4 protein-coding genes and 1 pseudogene are annotated in these 5,775 nt (G+C 67.3%); all 5 read left to right on the top strand.

All coding sequences use genetic code 11. The annotated features are described in order from the left end of the window. Positions 1-958: argininosuccinate lyase (gene argH / locus WAW85_RS04135; RefSeq protein WP_422558381.1), on the top strand; the 958-nt coding region annotated here is incomplete at its 5' end. A gap of 53 nt (positions 959-1,011) precedes the next feature. After that, positions 1,012-4,074, top strand: coding sequence for an AMP-binding protein (locus tag WAW85_RS04130; RefSeq protein WP_422558380.1), 3,063 nt, complete (start codon positions 1,012-1,014; stop codon positions 4,072-4,074). 2 nt (positions 4,075-4,076) lie between these two features. Then, positions 4,077-4,301 (top strand): Trm112 family protein, encoded by a 225-nt coding sequence (locus WAW85_RS04125; RefSeq protein WP_422558379.1) that lies wholly within the window; start codon positions 4,077-4,079, stop codon positions 4,299-4,301. Between the two features lie 8 nt (positions 4,302-4,309). Further along, positions 4,310-5,584, top strand: coding sequence for a tyrosine--tRNA ligase (gene tyrS, locus WAW85_RS04120; RefSeq protein WP_422558378.1), 1,275 nt, complete (start codon positions 4,310-4,312; stop codon positions 5,582-5,584). Continuing rightward, positions 5,581-5,775 (top strand): annotated as a pseudogene (locus tag WAW85_RS04115) (haloacid dehalogenase); the annotation flags it as partial. The gene tyrS and the pseudogene WAW85_RS04115, both read left to right, overlap by 4 nt.

The following is a 5,775-nucleotide window of genomic DNA, read 5'->3' as shown; positions in this document are numbered from 1 at the left end:
GGGGGTGGCGATGCCGGGGAAGACGCACCTGCAGGCCGCGCAGCCGGTGTTGCTGGGTCACACCCTGATGGCGCATGCGCAGCCGCTCCTGCGCGATGTCGCCCGGATCGTCGATGCGGACAAGCGGCTGGCGGTCTCCCCGTACGGTTCGGGTGCGCTGGCCGGCTCGTCGCTCGGGCTGGACCCGGCGGCGATCGCCGCCGACCTCGGCTTCGCCAGCGCCGCCGACAATTCCATCGACGCCACCAGCTCGCGCGATTTCGCGGCCGAAGCCGCCTTTGTGCTCGCCATGATCGGTGTTGACCTCTCCCGGCTCGGCGAGGACGTGATCCTGTGGAGCACCCCGGAATTCGGTTACGTCACGCTCGCCGACGCGTGGTCGACGGGTAGTTCGATCATGCCGCAGAAGAAGAATCCCGATGTCGCCGAACTGGCGCGCGGCAAAGCGGGCAGGCTGATCGGCAACCTGTCCGGTCTGCTGGCCACCCTCAAAGCGCAGCCGCTGGCCTACAACCGTGACCTGCAGGAAGACAAGGAGCCGGTCTTCGACTCGGTGGCGCAGCTGGACTTACTGCTGCCAGCGATGACCGGCCTGGTGGCCACGCTTGAGTTCCACCCCGAGCGGATGGCTGAGCTCGCCCCGGCCGGCTTCACCCTGGCCACCGACATCGCCGAATGGCTGGTGCGGCAAGGGATCCCGTTCCGAGTCGCGCACGAGGTCGCGGGCGCCTGCGTGCGCGAGGCGGAAGCCTCCGGCGTCGGACTCGATGGGCTGACCGATGAGCAGTTCGCAGCGATCAACCCGGCGCTGACCCCAGAAGTGCGCGAGGTGCTCACAGTGACCGGGTCCATCGAATCGCGCAATGCCCTCGGCGGAACGTCGTCGACTCAGGTGCAACGGCAGATCGACGTCGCCGGTGCCACCATCGCGGAAATGCGCGACACACTGTCCCACTAGAGTGATCTGCATTACCGGCGAATAGTTCGCGGGCGGGCGAGGGAGGAAACACGGTGGTTGGAGTGCCGAACATCGGCGGGATGGTCAGTCGCGTGGTGGCGACCGCGCAAAACGGCCTGGAAGTGATCCGCATGGGCGGATTTGAGACGGGCACCGAGCCCGCCCCGTACCGCATCGTGGAAACCGAAAAGATGTACCGGCTCCGCCGGTACTTCCCGGACGACCCCGGCGACGGCTACTCGCACATCATCCTGATCCCGCCCATGATGGTGTCGGCCAACGTCTACGACGTGACCGAACACAACGGCGCGGCGTCCATTCTGCACGCGCACGGAATCATCCCGTGGGTCATCGACTTCGGGTCCCCGGACCGCGAAGAGGGCGGCATGGAACGCACCCTCACCGACCATGTGCTGGCGATCAGCCGCGTGGTCGATCTCGTGCGCGGGACTGTCGGCCGCGACGTGCACCTGGGTGGCTACTCGCAGGGCGGCATGTTCGCCTACCAGACCGCCGCCTACCGGCGGTCCGAGGGCATCGCCAGTGTGGTGACCTTCGGTAGCCCGGTCGATGTCACCGCCGCCCTGCCGCTCGGCCTTCCGGCAGGCGTCGCCGTCCCGGGGGCGGAGATCCTCGCCGACCGGGTCTTCACCCATCTCTGGATTCCGAGCTGGATGGCCCGCGCCGGATTCCAGCTGGCCGATCCGGTCAAGACGGCCCGCAGCCGCATCGATTTCCTCCGCAAGCTGCACGACCGCGATGCGCTTCTGCCGCGCGAAGACCAGCGCCGCTTCATCGAACAGGAGGGCTGGGTCGCCTGGTCCGGCCCGGCGATCGCCGAACTGCTGCGCCAGTTCGTGGTGCACAACCGTATGGTGGCCGGCGGTTTCGTGATCGACGGTGACATCGTCTCGCTCACCGAGATCACCTGTCCGGTGCTGGCCTTTGTCGGCGAGACCGACGATATCGGGCAGCCCCTGGCAGTGCGCGGGATCGTCAATGCCGCGCCGTGGTCGAAGGTGTACGAGACCCTGGTGCCGGCCGGACACTTCGGTTTGGTGGTCGGATCCACTGCGGGGCGGCTGTCGTGGCCGACCACATCGCAGTGGATTCGCTGGCACGACGGCCAGGGTGACGAACCGACCGAGATCGAACGCATGATGCCACCGGACGGCTCCGGCGGCAGTGGCATCAGCTGGACCAACCGGCTGACCTACGGTGTCGGCCAGGTGGCCGGGGCTGGCACTGTCCTCACGAAGGAGCTGATCGACGCGATCGGCTCGGTGCAGCGCACCACCCGCGCGGTGGCCAGCGAGTCGGTGCGTACGGTGCCGCGGCTGTTCCGGCTCGGCCAGATCCAGCCGTCGACTCGGATCTCGCTGGGCAAGCTGATGAGTGAGAACACCAAACGCAACCCGCACGGTGAGCTCTTTCTGTTTGAGAATCGGGTGCTCACCCACGATCAGGTGAATACCCGCATCGACAACGTCGTCGCCGGTCTCATTGAGTGCGGGATCCGGCCCGGACAGCACATCGGGGTCATGATGGATCCGCGGCCGTCGGCGCTGGTCGCCGTTGCCGCGCTGTCGCGCCTGGGCGCGGTCGCGGTCATGCTCTCCTCGGCCAGTGACCTGAACCTGATGCTGACCGAGTCGGATGTGCGGGTGATCGTTGCCGACCCCGATCATCTGGATCTGGCCGCGACGGTGTGCGATCGCGTGCTGGTGCTCGGCGGCGGCGACGAGCGTGTCATCGAGCGAGCCGACGGCGAGGCGATCGTCGACATGGAGCAGATCGATCCGAGTAAGGTGCGGCTGCCCAGCTGGTACCGGCCCGACCCCGGTCTGGCTGGCGACCTGGCGTTCGTCCTCTATTCGCGCGTGCAGCAGGACCGGTTGGTCCGGTGGACGATCACCAACCACCGTTTCGCGATGTCGGCGTTCGGCGCGGCGACGGCGGCGAATCTGACCGACCGCGACACCGTCTACTGTCTGCCACCGCTGCACCACGCCTCGGGTCTGCTCACGTCGCTGGGCGCGACCGTGGCCGGCCGGTCCCGGATCGCGCTGTCGACGGGTGTCGACGCGGTTCGCTTCCAGGACGAAGTGCAGCGCTACGGCGTCACCGTCGTCTCCTACACGTGGAGCATGCTTGGCAAGGTGTTGCATGCGCCGGAGTTCGATCCGGCCACCCTCGCCGCGGTGCGCCTCTTCATGGGTTCGGGTCTGCCTGCCGGATTGTGGGCGGAGATCGACCACACGCTGCCGAAGGCCAAGGTCCTCGAGTTCTTCGCCACCGCCGACGGTTCGGCGATTCTGGCCAATTTGGACGGCAGCAAGATCGGCGCGATGGGTCGACCGCTACCGGAGACCAATGTCGTCGCGCTCGCCGCGTACGACGTGACGACCGGCAATCTCGAGGTGGACTCGGACACCGGATTCATCCGGCGAGCCGAGGTCGGGGAAGTTGGCATGCTGATGGCCCACGCTGGCCAGCGGTACGAGCCGGGCGGCAACGTGCTGCGGGACGTTTTCCGGCCGTACGACCGATGGGACGTGTCCGGACTGCTTTTCCGTCGCGACGCCGAGGGCGATCACTGGTTCCTCGGCCCGGCCGCAGCGACGATCCATTCCGCCGACGGCGTGATGTTCACCGAGCCGATCGGGCAGGCGCTGTCGCTGATGCCGACCGTCGACCAATCGGTCGTGTTCCCCGCCGGGGAACACGGAGCGCAAGTGGCCATCGCCGTCATCACGCTGAACGAGGGTGCGCCGTCGCCTACCCCGACGCAGTTGCGCGTCGCGCTCGGCGAACTCCCGGCGGCTCGCCGTCCGCAGCTGATCGAGGTGGTGAACGGGATCTCGATGAGCGAGTCGTACCGACCGCGGTACGCGGACCTGGTACGACGCGGCATCCCGAAGCCCGGACCCAAGGTCTGGTACCGGGACGGCGAGGGTCGCTACCGGCGTTACACCAAGTCCATCGCCGACACCATCGACTGGCGTACACCGATGCCAGTGCCGGTGGCCAAACGGCCCCATGCAGGCGCTGCGGTGTCGGTCGCCGAGACCGCGACAGGTAGCCTGATCCCGATCATCAGTGGCGAAAAGGAGTAGGAATGCCGTCACGCGTAGAGCAGCTCGATCCTGTCGTGCGGGCTCGGCTCGTTTGCCCTCAGGACCTGGGGGAACTGATCGATGCGGACGATGAACTGTACAACCCGCGACTGCGGGTGGCCTACGGCATCGACGACCTCGGTATCCCGAACATGCTGATCGCCGACGCCCGCAGGGTGAGCGAAGACGAACACCAGCTTCTCGTCGGCGACCCGAAGGAGAAGTGAGCCGCCCCGTGAGCGACATTCTCGACGAACTGTCCTGGCGCGGGCTCATCGGGCAGAGCACCGACGAGCACGCGCTGCGGGAGACGCTGGCCGCTGGCCCGCTCTCCCTCTACGCGGGCTTCGATCCGACGGCCGCGAGCCTGCACGCCGGGCACCTGGTGCCGTTGCTGACGCTGCGGCGATTCCAGCTGGCCGGACACCGCCCGGTGGTGCTGTCTGGCGGTGCCACCGGACTGATCGGCGATCCGCGCGATGTCGGTGAGCGCACCATGAACTCCGCCGACACGGTGGCGGACTGGGCGGCGAACATCGTCGGCCAACTGCGGCGGTTCGTCGACATCAACGATTCGGCGACCGGCGCGGTCTTGGTGAACAACCTGGAATGGACGGCCGAGCTCTCGGCCATCGATTTTCTGCGGACCCTCGGCAAGAACTTCTCGGTCAACGTGATGCTGGCCCGCGAGACGGTCAAGCGCCGCCTGGAATCGGACGGCATCAGCTACACCGAATTCAGCTATCTGCTGCTGCAGTCCAACGACTACCTCGAACTGTTCCGGCGGCACGACTGCCGCCTTCAGATCGGCGGTTCCGATCAGTGGGGCAACATCGTCGGCGGCGTCGACCTGATCCGTAAGGTCACCGGCGCACATGTGCACGCGCTGACCGTACCGCTGGTGACCTCGTCAGACGGCAAGAAGTTCGGCAAGTCGACCGGCGGCGGCAGCCTCTGGCTCGATCCCGAGCTGACCTCGCCGTATGCCTGGTACCAGTACTTTGTGAATACGGCGGACGCCGACGTCGTGAAGTACCTCAAGTGGTTCACCTTCCTGAGCCGCGAAGAGATTGACGAGCTCGCGCAGCAGGTCGCCGAGCAGCCGTTCCTGCGTACGGCGCAGAAGCGTCTCGCCGCCGAAATGACCACCCTGATTCACGGCGCCGAGCAGACCGCGGCAGTCGAGCTGGCCAGCCAGGCGCTGTTCGGCCGGGCCGAGCTCGACGGGCTCGACGAGGCGACCTTGGCTGCCGCCGTAGGCGAGACTCAGATCGCCGAATATCCGGCTGGCGCGCAGCCCACCATCGTCGAACTACTGGTGGACTCGGGCCTGGAGACCGGCAACAAGGCGGCCCGGCGGGCCATCGAGTCCGGTGGCGCCTACGTGAACAATCAGAAGGTGACCGACGTCGAATGGACGCCCGCCGGCGAGGATCTGCTGCATGGGCGCTGGCTGGTGCTGCGGCGCGGTAAGAAGAGCTTCGCGGGCGCGCGCATCGGTGACGCATGACCCGTGACGACACTGCCCCAGAGCTTCCGGACGAGGTGACCGCTGCCGATCTGGACCCCGAGGTCCGGCGCGATCTGCAGGGACTCGATAAGGCGACCGCTGACCGGGTGGCCCGCCACCTGGTGGTCGTGGGCGAGGTGCTGGACAGCGATCCAGAGCTGGCGCTGGCGCATGCGCGGGCGGCGCGGGCC

The organism is Gordonia sp. (in: high G+C Gram-positive bacteria), from assembly GCF_049299075.1.
Lineage (GTDB): Bacteria > Actinomycetota > Actinomycetes > Mycobacteriales > Mycobacteriaceae > Gordonia.
This window is presented reverse-complemented; position numbering and strand designations above follow the sequence as displayed.

What these genes read in the sequence shown, in the direction of transcription:
- WAW85_RS04125 (WP_422558379.1), top strand. Translation starts at nt 4,077, where the DNA reads ATGCCGTCACGCGTAGAGCAGCTCGATCCTGTCGTGCGGGCTCGGCTC.